Annotated in this window: 16 protein-coding genes; 6 read left to right on the top strand and 10 right to left on the bottom strand. The window is 63.5% G+C overall.

Features of this window, described 5'->3' with window-relative positions; all coding sequences use genetic code 11:
* Positions 1-14: 14 nt before the first annotated feature.
* The 7 genes from N551_RS0104955 to N551_RS0104925 all read right to left on the bottom strand — a co-directional run bounded on the left by N551_RS0104955 (position 15) and on the right by N551_RS0104925 (position 9,543).
* Positions 15-1,523 carry a tripartite tricarboxylate transporter permease gene (locus N551_RS0104955; RefSeq protein ID WP_027566014.1) on the bottom strand — a complete coding sequence of 503 codons (1,509 nt, stop codon included), beginning with the start codon at positions 1,521-1,523 and terminating at the stop codon, positions 15-17.
* Positions 1,524-1,527: 4 nt separating this feature from the next.
* Positions 1,528-2,013: a tripartite tricarboxylate transporter TctB family protein gene (locus N551_RS0104950; protein WP_027566013.1), complete on the bottom strand. Its 486-nt coding sequence runs from the start codon at positions 2,011-2,013 to the stop codon at positions 1,528-1,530.
* An 82-nt stretch (positions 2,014-2,095) separates the two neighbouring features.
* Positions 2,096-3,073: a tripartite tricarboxylate transporter substrate binding protein gene (locus tag N551_RS0104945; protein ID WP_027566012.1), complete on the bottom strand. Its 978-nt coding sequence runs from the start codon at positions 3,071-3,073 to the stop codon at positions 2,096-2,098.
* 193 nt (positions 3,074-3,266) lie between these two features.
* A complete protein-coding gene (locus tag N551_RS0104940) occupies positions 3,267-6,134 on the bottom strand; it encodes a PAS-domain containing protein (RefSeq protein ID WP_027566011.1) in 2,868 nt (955 codons plus the stop codon).
* Between the two features lie 223 nt (positions 6,135-6,357).
* Positions 6,358-7,233 carry a hypothetical protein gene (locus tag N551_RS0104935; RefSeq protein WP_027566010.1) on the bottom strand — a complete coding sequence of 292 codons (876 nt, stop codon included), beginning with the start codon at positions 7,231-7,233 and terminating at the stop codon, positions 6,358-6,360.
* 37 nt (positions 7,234-7,270) lie between these two features.
* Entirely contained in the window at positions 7,271-8,251 is a 981-nt protein-coding gene (locus N551_RS0104930) for an amino acid--[acyl-carrier-protein] ligase (protein ID WP_027566009.1), read from the bottom strand.
* Positions 8,252-8,325: 74 nt separating this feature from the next.
* The gene (locus N551_RS0104925) at positions 8,326-9,543 is read right to left on the bottom strand and encodes an acyl-CoA dehydrogenase family protein (protein WP_027566008.1); all 1,218 of its coding nucleotides are present in this window, start codon (positions 9,541-9,543) and stop codon (positions 8,326-8,328) included.
* Positions 9,544-9,900: 357 nt separating this feature from the next.
* Here N551_RS0104925 and N551_RS0104920 point away from each other — a divergent pair, with 357 nt between their 5' ends.
* The 3 genes from N551_RS0104920 to mtnA all read left to right on the top strand — a co-directional run bounded on the left by N551_RS0104920 (position 9,901) and on the right by mtnA (position 12,301).
* Complete coding sequence (locus N551_RS0104920) at positions 9,901-10,173, top strand: phosphopantetheine-binding protein (RefSeq protein WP_027566007.1); 273 nt, start codon at positions 9,901-9,903, stop codon at positions 10,171-10,173.
* A gap of 124 nt (positions 10,174-10,297) precedes the next feature.
* Positions 10,298-11,173, top strand: coding sequence for an S-methyl-5'-thioadenosine phosphorylase (locus N551_RS0104915; protein WP_027566006.1), 876 nt, complete (start codon positions 10,298-10,300; stop codon positions 11,171-11,173).
* A gap of 18 nt (positions 11,174-11,191) precedes the next feature.
* A complete protein-coding gene (gene mtnA / locus N551_RS0104910) occupies positions 11,192-12,301 on the top strand; it encodes an S-methyl-5-thioribose-1-phosphate isomerase (protein ID WP_027566005.1) in 1,110 nt (369 codons plus the stop codon).
* Between the two features lie 41 nt (positions 12,302-12,342).
* On the opposite strand, the gene N551_RS0104905 is transcribed toward mtnA, so the two are convergent.
* On the bottom strand, positions 12,343-12,978 hold the full coding sequence (locus tag N551_RS0104905) for an HAD-IA family hydrolase (protein WP_027566004.1): 636 nt from the start codon (positions 12,976-12,978) through the stop codon (positions 12,343-12,345).
* A gap of 105 nt (positions 12,979-13,083) precedes the next feature.
* Here N551_RS0104905 and N551_RS0104900 point away from each other — a divergent pair, with 105 nt between their 5' ends.
* Together N551_RS0104900 and N551_RS0104895 are read left to right on the top strand one after the other, a co-directional pair.
* Positions 13,084-13,842 carry a trypsin-like serine protease gene (locus tag N551_RS0104900; protein ID WP_027566003.1) on the top strand — a complete coding sequence of 253 codons (759 nt, stop codon included), beginning with the start codon at positions 13,084-13,086 and terminating at the stop codon, positions 13,840-13,842.
* Positions 13,843-13,967: 125 nt separating this feature from the next.
* Positions 13,968-15,470 carry an NAD(P)/FAD-dependent oxidoreductase gene (locus N551_RS0104895; RefSeq protein WP_027566002.1) on the top strand — a complete coding sequence of 501 codons (1,503 nt, stop codon included), beginning with the start codon at positions 13,968-13,970 and terminating at the stop codon, positions 15,468-15,470.
* A gap of 118 nt (positions 15,471-15,588) precedes the next feature.
* Here the strand turns inward: N551_RS0104895 and N551_RS0104890 are convergent, their stop codons facing one another.
* Together N551_RS0104890 and N551_RS0104885 are read right to left on the bottom strand one after the other, a co-directional pair.
* Complete coding sequence (locus N551_RS0104890; protein WP_035961056.1) at positions 15,589-16,518, bottom strand: response regulator transcription factor; 930 nt, start codon at positions 16,516-16,518, stop codon at positions 15,589-15,591.
* The gene (locus N551_RS0104885) at positions 16,502-19,873 is read right to left on the bottom strand and encodes an ATP-binding protein (protein ID WP_027566000.1); all 3,372 of its coding nucleotides are present in this window, start codon (positions 19,871-19,873) and stop codon (positions 16,502-16,504) included. Before N551_RS0104885 ends, N551_RS0104890 begins: the two co-directional genes overlap by 17 nt.
* 173 nt (positions 19,874-20,046) lie before the next feature.
* On the opposite strand from N551_RS0104885, the gene urtA reads away from it, so the two are divergent.
* Positions 20,047-21,306 (top strand): urea ABC transporter substrate-binding protein, encoded by a 1,260-nt coding sequence (urtA, locus tag N551_RS0104880; protein ID WP_018455941.1) that lies wholly within the window; start codon positions 20,047-20,049, stop codon positions 21,304-21,306.
* Positions 21,307-21,351 lie beyond the last annotated feature (45 nt).

Genomic DNA, 21,351 nt, shown 5'->3' with positions numbered 1-21,351 from the left:
ACCCTGCCAAACCCTCATGCCCCCTCATCCAGCGCCACGAGCTCGCGCTTCTTACGCAAGGCGGGCAATAACGGGGCTATCAGCAGCACCAGCGCGAGCGCCAGACACGCTGCCGAGATCGGGCGCTGCACGAAGGTCCAGAGGTCGCCCTGCGACAGGATCAGCGACTTGCGCAGATTGTTCTCCATCATCGGTCCCAGCACGAACGCCAGCACCAGCGGCGCGGGCTCGAAGCCGAGCTTGCGCATGAAATAACCGATGATGCCGAACGCGATCATCACATAGACGTCGAACACGTTGTTGCTCGAGCAATAGACGCCCAGGATCGTGAACAGGATGATCAGCGGGAAGAGGATGTTGTAGGGCAGCTTGAGCAGCTGCACCCACATGCCGATCAGCGGCAAATTGAGGATCAGCAGCATGACGTTGCCGATATACATGCTGGCGACGATGCCCCAGAACAGGCCGGGGTTCTGCGTGATCAGCAGCGGCCCCGGTTGCAGGCCATGGATGACGAAGGCGCCGAGCAGTAGCGCCATTACCACGTTCGGGGGGATGCCCAAGGTCATCAGCGGAATGAAAGCGCCTCCGGCCGCCGCGTTGTTGGCGGATTCGGGACCCGCTACGCCCTCGATCGCGCCATGGCCGAAACGCTCCGGCGTTTTCGACAGCCGCTTCTCCAGGGCATAGGACGCGAACGAGGCGACCACGGCGCCGCCGCCCGGGAGAATGCCGAGCAGGAAGCCGAGGAACGTGCCGCGAGCCACCGGGCCGGCGCTCGCCTGCCAATCGGCCTTGCTGGGCAGCAACTGCGTGATCCTGGCGTTGATGATATCGCGCTTGATCGCCTGCTCGGTATTGAGCAGCACCTCGGCGACGCCGAACAGGCCCATCACGACGGGCACGAGTCCGATGCCGTCGATCAGCTCCATGCGGCCGAACGTCAGCCGCGGCTGCGCCGTGATGCTGTCGAGGCCGATCAGTCCGAGCACGACGCCGATACATGCCATCAGGAGCGCCTTCGGCATTGATCCCTGAGTGAGGAACGTGAGCACGATGAGGCCGAGCACCATCAGGCTAAAATATTCGGCAGGGCCAAACGCGATGGCGATGTTGGCGAGCCGAGGTGCCACCAGCATCAGCGCAACGAGCGAAAATGTGCCGGCGATGAAGGAGCCGAAGGCGGAGATGCCCAGCGCAGGGCCGGCACGGCCCTGCTTCGCCATCTGGTGGCCGTCAATACAGGTCACGACTGAAGCCGCCTCGCCCGGGATATTGACCAGGATCGAAGTGGTCGAGCCACCATACATCGAGCCGTAATAGATCCCCGCCATCATGATGATGCCGGATTCCGGCGTTCCTGACAGTGTCACCGGAAGCAACAGAGACATCGCCGAGATCGGCCCGATGCCTGGCAGTACACCGACCAGCGTACCGATGAAGACGCCGATGAAACAGTAGAGCAGGTTGATCGGCAGGAGCGCGACGCCAAACCCGTGCGCGACGTTGACGAGCGTATCCATGCGATCAACCGATCCCGAACAGGCCCGAGGGTAGCTGGATCAGCAGCAGCCGCTTGAGTACCCACCACATTCCGAGCGGCACCAGCGCGGCGATCGGGATCGCCAGCGTCCAACGCACGGGATCGATCAAGCGCAGCAAAAGCAACATGAGCGGAATCGATGACAGCAGGAATCCCAGCGGCTCGAGGGCAAAGGAGAACGCAGTGAGGCAGGCGATGACGAGAAGCGGCTTGCTCCAGCTCACATTGTCCCAGCGCGAAGCCAGCGTTGGCCCGCCCTCGGTGATGGCCGAGATGATAATGCTGGCCGCGAACACGCACATCAGGATGCCCGTGTAGAACAGTACGTAGCCGGAACCGGGATCGTTGATGGTGCCGAGCTTGAGCCTAACGCCCTGCCAGATCACGAAGCCGCCCAGCGCGAGCCCGATCAAGCCGCCCCAGAGTTCGGAGTTGTTGAAACGGAGTTTGACGGTGGTTTGGTCGTTCATCGATACCCTCTCGGTCGTGCCCCGGACGCTACGCAGCGCGACGCGGTGTGCTGCAGATCCGGGACACGAAAGTGGCTCAATCCTACTTCTTCGCAAGCCCGAGCGTGTCGATCACCTTGCGCTCTGACTCCGTGACCTCGACGACGAACTTTTTGTAGTCCTCGGTATTCTTGTAGCTCGGCACCATGTCGTATTTGGCGAGCGTGGCGATCACCGCGGGGTCCTCGACCGCCTTCTTGAAGGCGTCGTGCAGCTTGGCGACGATCTTGGGATCCATGCCCTTGGGGCCGGCGATGCCGAACGGGGAATCATAGACCATGGGATAGCCGAGTTCCTTCAGCGTTGGCACGTCAGGATAATTCGGCGATCGCGCGCCGGTCCACACCATGAGAAGCTTCAGCTTACCGGCGTCAACCAAGGGCCGCCAACCGGTGGAGTCGGCCTGCAGCATGGTGTGTTGGCCGAGTACCGCGGCGTTGGTCTCCGCCCCGCCCTTGAACGGCACCTGCGTGAGCTTGATGCCGGACATCGCGGCGATTTGCTCCATGCCAATATGAAGCGAGGTGCCTGTGCCCGGCGTCGCGTAGGTCACCTTGCCCGGATTTGCCTTCGCGAACTCGACCACGTCTTTCCAGGACTTGAATTGCGACTCGGCGCTGGTGGTTACGCCGAAGGTGTAGCCGGTGAGGTGAACGATATAGGTGAAGTCCTTCGCCGGATCCCAGGACACCTCCTGCATCAGGGGCAGGCGGAAGACGGTGATCGGAAGCTGTGAGATGGTGTAGCCGTCCGGCTTCGCAGCTGCGGCCATGGTGGCAGGTCCAACAGTGCCGCCGCCGCCGGCCTTGTTGTCGATCACGATCGGCTGCCCCAGGACCTTAGACGCACTGTCGGCGATCGCGCGCATCGAGATGTCGGTCGATCCGCCGGCGGGCCATGGCACGATCAGCGTCACCGGTTTGGTGGGATAATCCTGCGCACCGGCGGCGGTTGCGAGCAGCGCGCTCACAGCGGCATGCATGGCGGCAAAGGCGATTGTCTTCAGCCCGTATCGCGACATCGAAACTCCTCCCTCGCGGTGGCCTGGTTCGGGCCGCCGTTTCTCATTGTTATGACGGGATTGTCCCCGAATTCATGGGAGAAGAAAAGCGCATTGCGCGGGCGCGATACGGTGATCCCGCCGAAAAGCGCACGTGCGACAATTGGTCGTTTGAAGGCGTGCCGAGATACGGAATTTGCCTTCGGTGGGGCCCTTACGCCACGCGGCGTACTGCGCTCAGCGTCTCGATCACGCGTCCGACCTCCGCGGCCGGGGAGGGCTTGCCGAAATAATATCCCTGCACGGCGGTGCAGCCGCATTCGCGGACGAAGTCGAGTTGTTCAATCGTCTCCACACCCTCCGCCGTGGTCTCGACGCCGAGCACCGAGCCGAGGCTGGCGATGGTGCGGACGATCGCCACACTCTCCGGGCTTTCACTGATCGTGCCGACGAAGGAGCGGTCGATCTTGATGCGGTCGAACGGAAATCTGCGCAAATAGCTCAGCGAAGAATAGCCGACGCCGAAATCGTCGAGGCTGACGCGCACCCCCAACGCGCGGAGTTGGTGCAGGATCTCGATCGTCGATTCACTGTCGTCGAGCAGCGCCGTCTCGGTGAGCTCGAGCTCGAGCCGATGCGGTGGCAGGCCGGCCTCCGCAAGCGCGCTCGTCACCATCGTCACCAGACCGCGCGAGCGGAATTGCACCGGCGACAGGTTCACGGCGACGGTGAGATCGGGCCATGTCGCGGCGGTCGCGCAGGCCGTGCGCAGCACCCACTCGCCGATCGGAACGATCAGGCCGTTCTCTTCCGCAATCGGAATGAATTCCGCCGGTGAGACGAGGCCGCGCGAGGGATGTTTCCAGCGCAGCAGCGCCTCGAAGCCGGTAAGTTCGGTGGTGTCGAGCCGCACCTGCGGCTGGAATGCCAGGTGGAATTCACGGGCCTCCAGCGCGCCGCGCAGGTCGTGCTCGAGCGCGTGCCGGCTGCGAGCCTCTTTCTCCATTTCGGGCTCGAACAGCTGATAGGCGCCGCGCCCCTTGGCCTTGGCCTGGTACAGCGCGAGGTCGGCGCATTTCATCAGCTCGTCGGCGTCGAGCCCATGATCGGGCGCGATTGCGATGCCGACGGAGACGCCAACATGCATCGACTGGTGCTCCAGCGGCGGCGGGTGACCGATGATCTCGACCAGGCGGCGCGCGAGCCTTTCCGCCGATTGCGGCTGCGGCCCGCGCTGGAGAACCGCGAACTCGTCGCCACCGAGCCGCGCGACGGTGTCGTGCTCGCCGACATTCTCCTTCAGCTGCGCCGCGACCCAGCGCAACAGCCGGTCGCCGGCCGCGTGGCCGAGGCGATCGTTGACGGTCTTGAAATTGTCGAGGTCGAAGCACAGCACGGCCATCGCGCCGCCGGCGATCGCGACCTGGTTCAGTCCCTCGCCCATCTTCTCGCGGAACAGAGTGCGATTGGGCAGGTCGGTGAGTGAATCGTGCCGCGCCATGTGCGCCACGCGGGCCTGGGCCTTGTGGCGTTCGGTGACATCCTCATAGGTGACGACCCAGCCGCCATGCTCCATTCGCTTGTGATTGAGCTTGATGATGCGGCCGTCGCCCAAATAGCGGTGCAGCGTGTGCTCGCCCTCGCGCAGCCTCTCGACATAGTCGGCATAGAGCCGCGCGGCGGTGGTGTTTGGATGGATGCCGAGCTCGCAGCTGTGCTCCATGATCTCGCGCATCGACACACCCGGCCTCACCAATTCGGGTGACAGTCCGTACATCTCGATGTAGCGCCGATTGCAGACGATGACGCGCAAGCTCGAATCGAGCATACACAGGCCCTGGCTCATGTTGTTCAGGGCCGCGTCGAAGCGCCGATACTGCTCGCTCAGCTCCTCGACTGCGTGCTCGCGTTCGGTGATGTCCTCGTAGGTGGCCACAAAACCACCCTCGGCCAGAGCGCAATAGCGCACCGAGATCGTGGTGTCGTTCGACATCCGCCGGCGTATCGGCGAGGAGTTGCGGTCGGCAATCCTTGCGCTGGCGGCTTCCAGGAGTTGTTGCGGACTATACTCGGAGGAGAACGCGCCGTTTGCCATCGAGCGTTCGATCAGTTCGCCGAGATGCGTGCCCGGCTTGGCTTCCTCCGGCGAGAGCCGATAGATCTTCCGGTAGGTGGTGTTGCAGACGCGCAGGCGCATCTCGCTGTCGTAGAAGGCGAGTCCGTGCGCCATGTTCTCCAGCGCCGCGTCGAGCATGAAGTTCTGCTGCCTCAGCATCTCCTCGTATTGCAGCCGCTCGGTGACGTCTTCGTGCACGGTCACCCAGCCGCCGTCGGGCAGAAAACGGGAAGCCACCTGCACCATCCGTCCGTCATAACGCATCACCAGCAGGTTTTTCGCCTTCCTGGTGCGCACGTCCTCCAGCCTGGTGTCGTGGAATTCGTCGGCCGACATCCCCGGCAGGTTGCCGCGCGACATCCAATGCTCGATGACCGTACAATGCGAGACGCCCGGCTTCACGATTTCCGGGTCGAGATTGTAGAGCTTCAGGAAACGTTCGTTGCAGACGACGACGCGGCTGTCGGCATCGTACATGATCAATCCGTGCGCCATGTTGGCGAGCGCGTGCTGGCTGCGCTCGGTCTGCACGCGCAGCTCCGCCTCTACCCGGGCGAGGCGGCTGACGTCGTCGCAGATCGTCATCCAGCCGCCGCCGGGGAGCGGTTTTAGCTCGAGCGCCATGACCAGGCCGCTCGCGAGCGTCTGCTGAGTCCGGAACGGCTGGCCGGCTGCGATCCGCGCCATGCGCGCGGCATAGAGTGCGTCGACTTCCCCCGCAGGGATGTTGCCGAGGGCCACGCTGTGGGCGAGCACGTCACGGTAGCTCGTGCCGACCCGCACGATTTCGGCCGACATGTTGAACAGGCTGAGGTAGCGCTGATTGACCAGCACGATCCGGTTGCCGGCATCGTAGACGCAGACGCCTTGCTCCATGTGGTCGAGCGCAAGCTGGCTCAGCCCGACCAGGGCCTTCGGGCCCTGCTCGCGGCGTGCATCAAGCTCGTTGTCGCGGATCGACGTCATGGGGCGGCGGGGTCTCGGCGGGCAATAGACTTAACGCGATGTAATTCAGCCGCCGAGGCTAGCGAAGAGGCGGGAAAATTCCCTTAAGCGCCGTAGTTTACGGAGGGTGACCGACGATGCAGGATGCTGCCAATGTGAAGGGGGCAAGGTACCGTCGCGCCGGTCGACCTGCGCAATTGCGCGTTAGGCCCGGATGACATCGAATGCCCGGCCCAAACGGGGCCTACGGCCCGTACAGCACGAGTTCCGTATCCGTGAGATCGGCGAGCTGCGGCCGGTGTGGGCCCTTGAAATATTTGCGGCCGCGACGCTCGGTGTAGATGCCGACGAGGCCGGAAACCGGGCCGTTGGAATCGACGGCGACCGCGATCTTGCCGAGCCGCAGCAGCAGCCGGCCGATGCGGCCTGCGCATTCGGTGTATTCGGCCGCGTTGCGGCAGTAGATCAGCTTCATCGCGGGCGGCGCAATGATGCCACGGCGGATGCGCACCGGTTGCAGGATGAAGGGGAACGTTCCCTTCGGCGTGCGGCAGACGAGGCTGAGGCAATTGTAGCGCGCATGCCGCGTCAAGAGATCGGTCTCGGCATCGGAAAGCCCGTCGATCGTCTTGGCGTGCTGCGAGATGACCTCGATCTTGCTCCAGCGTGGGACGCGCGCCAGCGCTGGCACCGAGAAGAAGATGCCACGGCAATAGGCGCGAAAGCCCTGCGTCTCGATGATCGGCCAGGTCCACGGCGCCGGGCTGATGTTGAGATAGGTGACGTCCTTGTGGCGCTGCGCGATCTTGGTCAGGAGCGGGGCGTAGTTGCGGTAGGCCGGGTCGACGTACCAGCTCGACAAATTGCACTGGATGGCGGTCTCATCGCCGTCCCTCCGCGCCGTGTAGATCAGCAGCAGCACGCCGACCGGCGTGCCGTCATTGTCGAGCATATAGCCGAAGCGCGGGTAGCCTTCCGGTACGGGCCTGAAGGCCTGCCGGCGCAGGCCCTGGATCCAGTAGCCGCGCGAGCGGCCGACGAAGCCGCGCGTCAGCAAGTCCGCGACCGCATCGACGTCGGACTCGGTGATCTCGCGGCATCGGACCTTGGTATGGATCACGCTCGTCTTTCCCGTGGAAATGGCCGGCCTCGTTCCGTTAGCGCCAGCCTTCGCCGTGGGCATCGGCCGCGATCTGCGGCTGCAGGCCCATGATCTCCCGCACCTTGGCGGGCCAAGCGGAAGGATCGGTGCCGTGGGTGTGGAACATGGCGACAGCCAGGCGGTCCATGCCGAAGGCGACGCAGCCGGTGTGGGCCGGCTCGCCATTGGCGTCCTTGATATCCCAGGTCGTGCCGAAATGCTCGCGGTGATAATTGAAGCTCATGCAGGCCGTCGGCTGCTCTTCCGAGCGCAGCGGGATCAGCAGTTCGAACTTGAGCTGCTGCTGCTTTTGGCTCACCGCCTTCATCTGACCGACGCGGCCGAAGAACGGATCGCTGGCATAATCGACGCGGAAGGTGAGACCGAGATCGGTCGCAATCGCCTGCGCGCGCACCATCCAGCGCTCGCGGAAATCGGCGACGTCGTCGGGGCTGCCGATGCAGACATATTCCCGCATCCGGAACGATTGCAGCCGGTCGAGATGTTTTGACGGTTCACGCCGGAAGCAGTCGGCGGCGACGTCGAAGCGCAGGCCGCCTTTCGGCAACTGGCCGCGGCTCGCCGCGATCGGATAGACGGGATAGCAGGCCGCCGGCGACAGCACGAGGTCTGCCGGCGAGAGCGAGCTGGTCCAGTCACCGCCGGCATCGAAGCGGCTGACCGCGGCGTTGATCTCGCGCTCGGTGCCGTGCAGGCCGCAGACGCAACCGAGCAGGTTCGGAAAGCTCTTGAGATACCCGGACTTCTCGAGCTGTGAACGGCTCATCACCGGCGGGAAGCGCATCACCTCGGTGCCGGCCTCACGATGGCTCGTGATCAGCGCGGCGAGCTTTTCGACGATGCCTTCATAAAGCGCGGTGCGGGCGTAGACGCCGTCCGAGCCCATGGGATGGAACAGCTTGTCGGCGAGATGATCGAGCGGATCCGCGATTTGCGGGGCGGTCTCGGGCGAATTGGGAAGGACGGCAATGTTCATGGTTCGATGTCCTGCTATCTCAAAATTGTTCTTGTTGGTTTGGTCGCCAAGGCGCGTCAGTTAGGAAAAGGACGTCAGTCGTGAAGGCTCAATGGCACGCCGCTCATCAGGGTCGATGTTGCGGCATTGGCCAGAATGCGGTCGTTGTTGATCATGATCGGCGACGACAGCACGTCGCGCAGGTGGCGGCCCATGGTGAACTCACCGTCGTTGCGGTAGCCGGAAAGGCCTGCGGTGCGCATCGCATGCATCACGGTCTCGACCGCGAGCTCCGAGGCCTGCACCTTCAGAAGCGTGATCGAAGACTGGAAGTCGAGCGAGCCGAGCGCGCGTTCGTCGTGTTCGGCGCGAGCAAAGGCGTCGATATTGGCTGATATCAGTGCCCGCAGCTTGGCCAGCGACATCTTGGCGGCGGTGAAATGCGCGGCCGCCGGCGGCATCTGGCCGCCTGAGGTGCGGGCCGCCTTGCGAACGAAGGCCTGCGCACGGGTGACGGCGGCTGCAGCGATACCAGCCCAGGCCGAGGACCAGCACAGATGCGCGAACGGCGTCATGGTCTGGGCGTGGATCTTGTCGTAGGATTCCGGGAAGACGCGGTCGGTCGGGCAGTCGACCTTCAACTCGAAACCGGTCGAGCAGGTGCCGCGCATGCCGAGCGTTTCCCAGCCCAGCGTCCGCTTCAGCGAATAATCGTCCCTGGCGAGCGCCAGAAGAACCTGGTCGGACGCAGAAGCGTCGGTGGCGCGGCGGGCGATGGTCACGAGGCCGTCGGCCTCGGCGCCGTAGGAGATCACGGTGGCATCGCGCAGCAGCGAGACGGTGTCGCCGGCGACGTCGACGGCGGCGGCGCTAGCGCGGATGTTTCCGCCGTTCTGGCCTTCGGTGGTGGAGGAGGCGAGCAGCCACTGGTCGCGCGCGACCCGGCGCATCATGGTTTCCATCCAGGGGATGCCGTGGCCGTGCCTGACGACGCAGGCGACCTTTGTCGTGTGCATGGCGTAGATCATCGCCGTGGAGGCGCAGGCGCGTCCGAGCGTGTAGCAGACGTCGGTGACGTCGTGGATCGAGGCACCGAAGCCGCCGAACTCGGCCGGGATCATGACGCCGAGCAGCTTCTGCTCACGCGCAACCTCGAAAGCCTTGTGAGGGAAGCGGGCATCGCGATCGACCCCGTCGGCGTCGGCTGCCGCCACGGTGGCGGTCCGGGCGGCGCGTTCGACGAGGGAGGGACCATGCTCAAGAAAGCTCGTCTGCGTCTCGTCGACAGTGAGGACTGCTTCACGCACGTTCATACTCGTCCGCCTCCGGTTTGCCGTTCAGGATCGCCGGCATCATTCGCGATGCCGCTTGAGCGATCCTTCGACCATCTTTGCTTATGAGATGAGGCTACGGATTTAATTCAAATTCGTCGATGAAATAGAGGGTAAACAAAGCCCAATTCCGAACGAACAGTTAAGTTCGGGTTGTTTGCATCGTCCGGATTCCCGCGATCGCGTTAGGGATCTGTAAGAAGCCGGAAATCCAGACAATCTGAGTCGTCGTTTACTAAGAAACGCGAAGTAATGGTGGTGTCCATTGCGGGATCGGCCCGCCGTGCCCATCGTAGCCGGCAACCAGTCCGACCTTTGTCGACAGATGGGAATTTACCGATGCAGGCTTTCGATACCGAGTTGCGCAATCGCATCATCAAGCTGGTGAAGGGCATCCTCGCCCAGAACTCGCTCTCCGCCGAGGTCACGCCGCAGGCCAAGCTCGTCGACGTCGGCCTGACCTCGATGGACATGGTCAATCTGATGCTCGGCGTCGAAGCCGAGTTCGACTTCACGATTCCCCAGTCCGAGATCACACCGGAGAACTTCCAGTCGGTCGAGACGCTGGAGCGTATGGTCGCGACCCAGCTGCAGTCGGCGGCCGCGGCATAATCAGGCGCGCTGGCGCGCATCCTCCTGACGGCACTTCTTGACCCCATCACCCGTTCCAAAACCGACGTAAAACTGGCATAGCTTCCCCACGGGATTGCGAAGGCGCGAACGGGGTGGAGCAGGTATGACGCAGGCGGTATTGGGCATCATCGGCGGCTCCGGCATCTACGATCTGCCGGGGCTGGAGGACGCTCGCGAAGAGGTGATCAAAAGCCCCTGGGGTGAGCCGTCGGCGCCCCTGCGGCGCGGCTCAATTGCCGGCTTGCCGATCGTGTTCCTGCCGCGCCACGACAAGGGCCACCGGCTGTCGCCCTCCGACATCAATTATCGCGCCAATATCGACGTCCTCAAGCGCGCCGGGGTCACCGACCTGATCTCGCTGTCGGCCTGTGGCTCGTTCAGGGAGGAACTGCCGCCGGGAACCTTCGTTCTCGTCGATCAGTTCGTCGATCGTACCCACAAACGCGAGAGCTCGTTCTTCGGGAGGGGATGCGTCGCGCATGTGTCGATGGCGCACCCGGTCTCGCCGCGGCTGCGCATCCATCTTGCCATGGCGGCCGAAGCCGAGGGCATCGCGTTTGCGCGCGGCGGCACCTATGTCTGCATGGAGGGACCGCAATTCTCGACCTATGCGGAAAGCACGACCTACAAGACGCTTGGTTATTCCGTGATCGGCATGACCAACATGCCCGAGGCGAAACTCGCGCGTGAGGCCGAGCTTTGCTACGCCACCGTCGCGATGGTGACGGATTTCGATTGCTGGCATCCCGATCACGACGCCGTCACCGTGCAGGACATCATCCGCGTTCTGAACTCGAACGCCGACAAGGCAAAAGCGCTGGTGGCCCGGCTGGCGAAAGACTTCCCGCGCGAGCATGAGCCGTGCCCGATCGGCTCGGACCGCGCGCTCGATACCGCACTGATCACCGCGCCCGAGGCGCGCGATCCCGAGCTCTTGAAGAAGCTCGATGCGGTGGCCGGGCGCATCCTGCAAACTTGATACGAAAGGCAGAATGCCATGAAGGTCGACGGCAAGCATTTCCGTAGCATCTGGCGCGAGCGCGACGGCTGGTCGGTCGGAGCGATCGACCAGCGCCGGCTGCCGCACGAGTTCATCGTTGCGAAGCTGATCTCATGCGAGGACGCGGCCCTCGCCATCCGCGACATGCTGGTGCGCGGTGCGCCGCTGATCGGCGCAACCGCAGCCTACGGCATGGCGCTGGCGATGCGCGAGGACGCCTCCGACGCCGGCCTGAAGCGTGCCTACGACACGCTCGTGGTGGCGCGGCCGACCGCGATCAATCTGAAATGGGCCCTGGACGAGATGCGCGCGAGCCTCGCGCCGATCGATCCGCTAGAGCGGGCCGAAGCTGCCTATGCGCGCGCCGACGAGATCGTCGAGCAGGACGTCGAGATCAACCGCGGCATCGCCGGCAACGGCCTGAAACTCATCGAGGCGATCGTCGCAAGGAAGAAGCCGGGCGAGACGGTCAATTTGCTGACCCATTGCAATGCCGGCTGGCTTGCGACCGTCGATTGGGGCACGGCGACGGCGCCGATCTATCTCGCGCACGAGCGCGGCATCAAGGTCCATGTGTGGGTCGACGAGACGCGTCCGCGCAACCAGGGCGCCTCGCTCACGGCCTGGGAGCTCGGCCATCACGGCGTGGCGCATACGGTCATACCGGACAACACCGGCGGGCATCTGATGCAGCACGGCATGGTCGATCTCGCCATCGTCGGCACCGATCGCGTTGCCGCCAATGGCGACGTCTGCAACAAGATCGGCACATATTTGAAGGCGCTCGCCGCTCACGACAATAACGTGCCGTTCTATGTCGCGCTGCCGTCGCCGACGATCGATTTTGCCGTTGATGACGGCGTCCGCGACATCCCGATCGAGCAGCGCAGCGGCAAGGAGGTCACCGACATGACCGGCCGCACCGCAGACGGAAGGCTTGAGACGATACGCATCGTGCCGGAGGGCTCGCCGGTCGCGAATTATGCCTTCGACGTGACCCCAGCGCGGCTCGTCACCGGCCTCATCACCGAGCGAGGCGTGTTGAAAGCCGATCGCGCGTCACTTGCCGCGGCGTTTCCGGAGCGGATCGCAGCCGCGGCGGAGTAGGTCTGGTTCGGCGATAGCTCGCAATTACGGAGAATGACGCTCTAGCTCAGCTTCAATCCCGTCGCGGCCTCGAGCTCGGCGATCGCCTGGGCGCCGCTGGTCACCTTGACCTTCGTCATGCCCATCTCGCGCGCGGGCTTCAGATTGACGCCGAGATCGTCGAGATAGACGCAATTCTTCGGATCAACCTTCAGTGTCTCGACCATCAGCTGATAAATGCGCGGGTCCGGCTTGCGCAGGCCGATCTTGGCGGACTCGATCACATGGTCGAACAGCACCATCACCTCGGCGACATAGAGTGAGCGGCCGGTCATGCTGCCGATCGCATTGGCCGGCAGATTGTTGGTAATGCAGCCGGTCTTGAATTGGGCCTTGATACGCTTCAGCGCTTCCGCCATCTCGGGGCGCAGATCGCCCTGAAGCAGCGGGAGCACATCGCGGCCGCGCACCTCCGCGCCGAGCGCCAGCGACTCCGTTGCGAACAAATGATCGAACGTGTCGATATCGACCTCGGCGCGCTCGAACTTGGCCCAGGCATTTTCCAGATGATTGGCGGCGTTGGTGCGCCGGATGATGTCGATGGGCAGGCCACGCTCTGTCTCGAACCGCGTGAACGCCTCAAACGGCGAACTCGTCAGCACGCCGCCAAAATCAAAGATCACAGCCTCGATCGTCAAGATCCCGCCCTCGTCAATTCCTTTCCAAGAGCGCTAGCATGCGCTATCGGCAAGAGCCAGTCCGAAGCCATCCCGCCGCCGTCACCGATGCCGAAGCGTGTTCCCATGAAAAAGCTTGCAACGATCATTACAGCGGCGCTGCTGCTGGCCACGCCCGCTTATGCCATCGTTGGCGGCGGCACGCCGCAGGCCGATGGCGTCGCGCGCGCCGTCGTCACCATCGTCGGCTCGCGCGGCAATTTCTGTACCGGCACCCTGGTTGCGCCAAAGCTGGTGCTCACCGTTGCCCACTGCGTGCAGCCCGGCGCGGACTACAAGATCGTCGACCGCGGCACCGACGGGCAGCCGCAACTGCTGAATGTCCGCACCGTCGCGATCCATCCGAGTTTCAACATGCAGGCGATGCAAGGGCATCGCGCTACCGCCGACCTGGCACTGCTGCAGCTGGAAATTCCATTGAAGGGAAAATCGACGGTACCGGTCGGTGCGCCGAATATTCCGATCCAGGTCGGCAGCCGCTTCGTCATCGCCGGTATCGGCGTCACCGTGCGTGGCGACGGCAAGAGTGGCGGCGCGACGCGTGTTGCCGGCCTCGTTGCGACGGGGCAGCCCGGCACGCTCCAGATCCGGTTGGTCGACCCCGTAACCAACGGTGTTCGCGACGGAATTGGCGCCTGCACCGGTGATTCCGGCGGTCCCGTGTTCGAGGACAAGCCGGCCGGAGCCGTGCTCGTCGGCGTGATCAGCTGGTCCACGGGGCCGAACGGAGCCGCCGGCTGCGGCGGGCTGACAGGCGTCACGCCGCTCACGCTCTATCGCGACTGGATCTTGCAGACCGCGCGGAGCTGGGGTGCGACGCTGTGATTTGACCGCGTCCTGATCTATGTCATCTTGAAGCGGAAGCGCGCCGGGCAAGCATGTCCGTCGCGGAGGAAACGCGCCGCCCAGTCAAGGGCGACCACAAAAACAAGCAAGGCATAGAAGCAACAATGAATGTCGCTGTTCGCAGTCACGCCACGGCCAAACAGGCTTCTGAACATTTCGACGTGCTGATCGTCGGCGCCGGTATCTCGGGCATCGGCAGCGCCTATCACATGACCAAGCAGCTTCCGGATGCGAGCTTCGTCATCCTGGAAACGCAGGCGACGTTCGGTGGCACATGGACCACTCATCGCTATCCCGGAATTCGTTCGGACAGCGACCTCCACACCTTCGGGTATAGCTTCAAGCCCTGGGTCGGGCCGCCGATCGCGACCGCCGACGAAATCCTCGCCTACATGAACGAGGTGATCGACGAAAACGATATCGCGCGGCATATCCGCTACAAGCACAGGATCAATTCGGCGAGCTGGTCGAGCGAGCAGAACCTCTGGACCATCGAGGCGGTGACGACCGACACCGGCGAGCCAAAAACTTTCACGGCGAACTTCCTCTGGATGTGCCAGGGCTATTACCGCCATTCGGAAGGCTATACGCCGGAATGGAAAGGTACCGATCGCTTCAAGGGCCGCATCGTTCATCCGCAGACCTGGCCTGATGATATCGACCTCGCGAACAAGAAAGTCGTCGTGATCGGCTCCGGCGCGACGGCGGCGACGCTGGTGCCGAACATTGCCGACAAATGCGCGCATGTCACGATGCTGCAGCGTTCACCGACCTATTTCCGTCTCGGCCGCAACGCCATCGAGATCGCGGAGGAGCTGCGCCGGCTGCAGGTCGACGAGGCCTGGATCCACGAGATTGTCCGGCGAAAGATCCTGTTCGAGCAGGATGCCTTCACGAAACTCTGCATCTCCAAGCCCGAGCAGGTGAAGAATGAGCTGATCGGCCAGATCAGCGCGGTGCTCGGTCCGGAGTACGATGTCGACACCCATTTCACGCCGAGCTACCGGCCATGGCGGCAGCGCATCGCCTTCGTGCCCGATGCCGATCTGTTCAAGGGCATCGCCAGCGGCAAGGCGTCCGTCGTCACCGACGAGATCGAATGTTTCGTCGAGAACGGTATCCAGCTCAAATCCGGCAAGCTGCTCGAAGCCGACATCATCGTCACCGCAACCGGCTTCAATCTCGCGGCGCTCGGCGACATCGCCTTCGAGGTCGACGGCAAGCCGCTCGCCTTCGGCGACACCGTCACCTATCGCGGCATGATGTTCACGGGCGTGCCGAACATGGTCTGGGTGTTCGGCTATTTCCGCGCCAGCTGGACGCTGCGCGTCGACCTCGTTGCCGACTTCGTCTGCCGTCTGCTCGGTCACATGAAGGCCAAAGGCAAGAAGAAGGTCGAGGTGAGCTTGCGCGCCGAAGACCACAACATGCCGATCCTGCCCTGGATCGATCCGGAGAACTTCAACCCCGGCTACATGATGCGCAACATGGACCTGCTGCCCAAGCGCGGCGACAAGCCGGAATGGCAGCACAGCCAGGACTACTGGACCGAAAAGGACGAGATCCCGAAGACGGATCTGGATGGCGGGGAGTTTGTGTACGGGTGAGGGCCGCTAGGCGCTAACCAAGCATTGCAATGTAGTCCCGGCCTAGTGCGCAATTGCGCACTAGGCCGGGACGACATCTTTTGTTGGGCAGGAGTGTTTCAACTCACTCGCAGCAAGACTACGAATTCCTTCTTGTCGCATTCGTCGCAATCGCCGCAGCCGCTGTCCGGTTCTCGACGCCGAGCTTGGAGTAGATCTGCTCGAGATGCTTGTCGACCGTGCGCGGGCTCAAGCCCAGAATCTGCGCGATGTCGCGGTTGGTCTTGCCCTTGCTGAGCCAGGCCAGCACCTCGCCTTCGCGGGTGGTGAGGCCAAGCTCGCTGGTGAATTCGGGTGGCGGCGCGGTGCCGGACTCCCGGGAGAGTCGCAGCAGGAACTCGTTCGGCGCGGTCTCGCCCATGTAGTACAGGCGGAGCTGAGGACTGTCGGGCAAGGAAGCCGCCTGAGACTTCGAGCTGCCCTTGCCCTTCGCCTGCTCCAGCCATTGCAGCAATGGTACTGGCAGGATGAAGTCGTCCTCGGCCTGCGCGCCGTGGTGGTCCGCCAGCAGCTTTTGCGCCTGCGGGGTCGCCCACAACAATTTGCCCTGGCGGTTGACCGCGAACAAGAATCGGCCGGAGACGTCGAGCGCGGCGCGCGCACTCTGCGTCAGCCGCGCATTGCCGAGATGAACGCGGATCCGCGCCAGCATCTCCTCGATCACGATCGGCTTGGTCACGTAGTCGACGCCGCCGGCCTCCAGCCCGCGCACGATGTGCTCGGTCTCGGCGAGCCCTGTCATGAAGATCACCGGGACATTGGCAAGGCCCGCATCACGCTTGAGGCGGCGGCAGGTCTCGAACCCGTCCATGCCCGGCATCACCGCGTCGAGCAGCACGATGTCAGGCGTGATCTGGTCGACGATACGCATCGCGGCCGCGCCGTCGAGCGCCACCATCACCGTCATTCCGGCGCTGTCGAGCGCGTCGGTAAGCAGCCGCAGCGTCTCCGGGGAGTCGTCGACAACGAGCGCGACGTCGCGCTTTTTCGACTCAGTGCTCATACGCATGCAACGTCTTCAATGTGGCCATGTACTGGTCGAGATCGAAGCGGTCGATCAGCGAGCGCATTTCCGCGACGAAGTCGGCATGTTCAGGGTGCTCGCTGCCGATCTCGTCCAGCTTCAACTGGATAGCCTTGACGTAGCCGATCTGACCAAGCCCGATCAGCGCCTCGATGTGTCGTGCAGGCGGCCGCGAGCCGCTCTCCGCCCGCCAGAGCGGCACGGCGATCTCCTCCGAGCCGTATTGCCATTCGACCTTGAGAAGCTGGCGGATGCCTTCCAAAAGCCTGGGAATGTCGATCGGCTTCATCAGATAGCCGTCGTGGAAGGGCTGCGCCAGCGGTGTGCCGTGGGCCTCGAGCGCGCTGGCCGACACCATCAGGATGCGCGCCTGATGGTGGCCGTTGGCGCGTAGCGTCTCCGCGACCGTCCAGCCATCCATGCCCGGCATGGAAATGTCGAGCAGGAACAGATCGGGCCGGCAGTGCTGAGCCAGCGCCAGGCAGCCGGGTCCGTCGGGCGCGCTGAGCAGGATGAAGCCGAGGGGTGTCAACACCTCGCGCAGGAGGTCACGATGCACGGGATCGTCGTCGGTGATGAGGATGGTCTTGCGCGCGCCGTGATAGCCGGAGATCGGGGCCTCTACCGGCGCAATGCGCTGCGGATTAGTGACTTCCGAGAGCAGCATCTTGACCTTGAACGTGCTGCCGCTGCCGACCGTGCTCGAGACCTTGATGTCGCCGCCCATGACACCGGCGAGCAGTCGGCTGATGGTCAGGCCCAGCCCGGTGCCGGTCTGCGGCTGCGAGACACCGAGCGCACCGCGTTCAAAGGGTGCGAAGATGCGTTCGAGATCATCGCCCTGGATGCCGGGGCCGGTGTCGATCACCTCGAACTCCGCGACCGGGCTGCGATAGTGCACCACGAAATGGACGCTGCCGGTCTGGGTGAATTTGATCGCGTTGGACAGCAGATTGATCAGAACCTGGCGCAGCCGCTTCTCGTCGGCATAGACTACGACCGGCAAATGTGCCGGCCGCCTGAACACGAAGTCGATGCTCTTGGCAGCGGCTTGAAGGCGGAACATGCCGACGAGCTGGTCGAGGAACTCGGTCAGGCGCACCTCGTCGCGCGACAGGTACAGCCGCCCCGCCTCGATCTTGGAGATGTCCAGAATGCCGTCGATCAGGCCGGAGAGGTGATCGGCGCTGCGGCGGACGACGCGGACCTGGTCGCGCGGCTTGGTGTTGAGCGTGGTGTCCTGCTCCAGGAGTTGGGCATAGCCGCTGATAGCATTCAGCGGCGAGCGCAGCTCGTGGCTCAGGCCCACCACGTAGCGGCTCTTGGCGAGGTTGGCGGATTCGGCGATTTCCTTGGCGCGCTGGAGCTCGGCGTCGGTGCGCTTGTGCGCGTCGATCTCCTGGATCAGCAGCGTGGTCTGGCGCCGGGTCTCGGCCTCGGCGGCCCGTCGGCTCTGCTGCGCCAGCACGAACAGCCAGGCGACCACGCCGATGATGATGCTGAGCGAGAAGAACACCTTCCAGAGCACGTTGGAGACGAGCATGTTCTCGCCGGGCACGCTGACCGAGGTCTGGAGGTAGATCAGCCCTAGTACCAGCGCGACGAGGCCCGCGGAGACCACGAACACACCGATGTAATGGCCGAACTGCGAGTTGATCCGCTGATAGATCGCCTGCGGCAAGATCCTGGCGAGCGCGTCGGCGAACTGCACCTGCGCGCGCGCATGCGGTTTGCACAAATCGTGGCAGCGCGCGTCGAGCGAGCAGCATAGCGAGCAGATCGGGCCGGCATAGGCAGGACAGGAGGTCATGTCCTCCGGCTCGAAATGGTGCTCGCAGATACAGCACTGGATCGATTCGATATTGGCCCAGCTCCTCTTCGGCTTGCGCGCGATGTAGTATTTTCCGTCGGTGAGCCAGGCAATGACGGGCGCGGTGACGAAGGCGACCGTCAGTGCGACGAAGGCCGCGAGCGCTTTCATGGTCGAGCCGAACAGGCCGTAGAATGCCGCGATCGAGACGATGGTCGCGATCGTCATCGCGCCGACGCCGACCGGGTTGATATCGTAGAGGTGGGCGCGCTTGAACTCCATCTGCGGTGGGCGCAGGCCGAGCGGCTTGTTGACCACGAGATCGGACACCAGCGCGCCGACCCAGGCGATCGCGACATTGGAGTAGAGCGCGAGCGTCTGCTCCAAGGCCTTGTAGACGCCGATCTCCATCAGCAGCAGCGCCACCATCACGTTGAACACCAGCCAGACGACCCGGCCGGGATGGCTATGCGTCAGACGCGAGAAGAAGTTCGACCAGGCGATCGAGCCTGCATAGGCATTGGTGACGTTGATCTTGAGCTGCGACAGGATCACGAACGCGCCGGTGAGTGCCAAGGCCATGTCAGGCTGCGACAGCACGTAGCGAAACGCTTCGAGATACATGTGCGCAGGCTCGGCCGCCAGCTCGCTGGAGAGACCGTGGCTCAGCGCAAAGAAGGCGAGAAACGAGCCCAGCAGCAGTTTCAGCGCGCCGAAGATGATCCAGCCGGGGCCGGCGATCAGCAGGGCGGCCCACCACGACGTTCGCGACGTGCGGCGGTCGCGCGGCAGGAACCTGAGGAAGTCGACCTGCTCGCCGATCTGGGCCACCAGCGAAAACACCACGGAGGATGCGACACCGAACAGCAGAAGATCGAAATGTCCGCTGGCGTCGCCGTGCTCGCCGGCGAATTTGCGCCACTCCGTGAATGAGTAAGGGTTGGCCCAGGCGATCGCCGCGAAGGGCAGGATGTGCAGGATGATCCAGATCGGCTGCGTCCAGAGCTGGAAGCGGCTGATCAGCGTGATGCCGTAGGTGACAAGCGGGATGATCGCGACCGCGCTGATGAGGTACCCGATCGGGCGCGGAATGCCGAAGCACATCTCGAGCGCGGTCGCCAGGATTACCGCTTCGATGGCGAAGAAGATGAAGGTGAAGGAGGCGTAGATCAGCGAGGTGACGGTCGAGCCGATATAGCCAAAGCCGGCGCCGCGGGTAAGCAGGTCAATGTCGATGCCGCATTTGGCGGCATAATAGGCAATCGGGACGCCGCAGCAGAAGATGATGGTGGAGACGACGAGGATCGCGGCGGTGGCGTTGGTAACGCCGTAGTTCAGGGTGATGGTGCCGCCGATCGCCTCCAGCGCGAGAAAGGAGATGGCGCCCAGTGCAGTGTTGGCGACGCGGGCGGCGGACCACCGGCGCGCGCTCTTGGCGGTGAAGCGCAGCGCGTAGTCTTCCAGCGTCTGGTTGGCGACCCATTGGTTGTACTGGCGCCTGACGCGATCTATTCGCTGCCGCCCTGCCACTTCAGCCCCACTCCTACTCCCGAACGCGCCGGACCCCTCGCAAAACCTGTACCAAAAGCCTACGTCGTCATTTTGCGGTGCAGTATACGCGATCTTGCGTATGCTTGCAGTGCACAAATTCGAGCCATCCTCACGGCACCAATCGCGTGTCCTCGAACAACAGTGGGGTGCTCATGTCAGACGAAGCGAACAAGGGCCTGTTATCGCCGCTCCGGCGCAAATTATTGATGGGAATGGCGGCCGTGCCGGCCATCACCATGCTGCCGCGAGCATCTTTTGCGCAGGCCCCGGCGACCTCGGCGGTCAATACCACGGGCCTCGCGGTTACCGACACCGAGGTGACGGTCGGCATCCTGCATTCGGCGACCGGCACCATGGCGATCTCCGAGACCGGCTCGATCGAGGCCGAAAAGCTCGCCATCGAGCAGATCAATGCCATGGGCGGCGTGCTGGGGCGCAAGATCAAGTTCATCCAGGAAGACGGCGCAAGCGACTGGCCGACCTTTGCCGAAAAGGCCAAGAAATTGCTGGTCAACGACAAGGTCGCGGCGATCATGGGCTGCTGGACCTCGGCGTCCCGCAAGGCCGTGCTGCCCGTCATGGAGCAGTACAACGGCATGCTCTACTATCCGACCTTCTACGAAGGTCTTGAGCAGTCCAAGAACGTGATCTATACCGGCCAGGAAGCCACTCAGCAGATCCTCGCCGGCCTGAACTGGATCGCCAAGGAGAAGGGTGCGAAGTCGTTCTTCTTCATCGGCTCCGACTACATCTGGCCGCGCACCTCGAACAAGATCGCGCGCAAGCACGTCGAGAACGTGCTGAAGGGCAAGGTCGTCGGCGAAGAGTATTATCCGCTCGGCAACACCCAGTTCAATTCGGTCATCAACAAGATCAAGCTGACCAAGCCAGACGTGATCTTCACCGACGTGGTTGGCGGTTCGAACGTCGCGTTCTACAAGCAGCTCAAGGCGGCCGGTATTGATCTCTCCAAGCAGGCGCTGCTGACGATCTCGGTGACGGAAGACGAGATCGACGGCATCGGCGGCGAGAACATCGCGGGTGCCTATGCCTGCATGAAGTACTTCCAGTCGCTCGACAATCCGAACAACAAGACCTTCGTCCCGGCGTTCAAGAAAATGTGGGGCGAGAAGACCGTGATCGGAGACGTCACCCAGGCTGCCTATCTCGGCCCGTGGCTGTGGAAGTTGACGGTGGAGAAGGCGGGCTCCTTCGACATCGACAAGATCGCGGCGGCATCGCCAGGCATCGAGTTCAAGGGCGCTCCGGAAGGCTATGTGCGCATCCACGAAAATCATCACCTCTGGTCGAAGACCCGGGTGGGACGCGCCAAGCTCGATGGCCAGTTCGAACTGATCTACGAGACCGCTGATCTGGTCGAGCCGGATCCGTTCCCCAAGGGCTACCAGTAAGACGAGAGCCTATCAGTCAGTCACGGCGTTCGTCGCCGTTTCCCT

This window comes from Bradyrhizobium sp. URHA0013, assembly GCF_000518345.1.
In the GTDB taxonomy this organism is placed as follows: domain Bacteria; phylum Pseudomonadota; class Alphaproteobacteria; order Rhizobiales; family Xanthobacteraceae; genus Bradyrhizobium.
The sequence above is the reverse complement of the archived record's forward strand: the minus strand, read 5'-3'. Positions and strand labels throughout refer to the sequence as shown.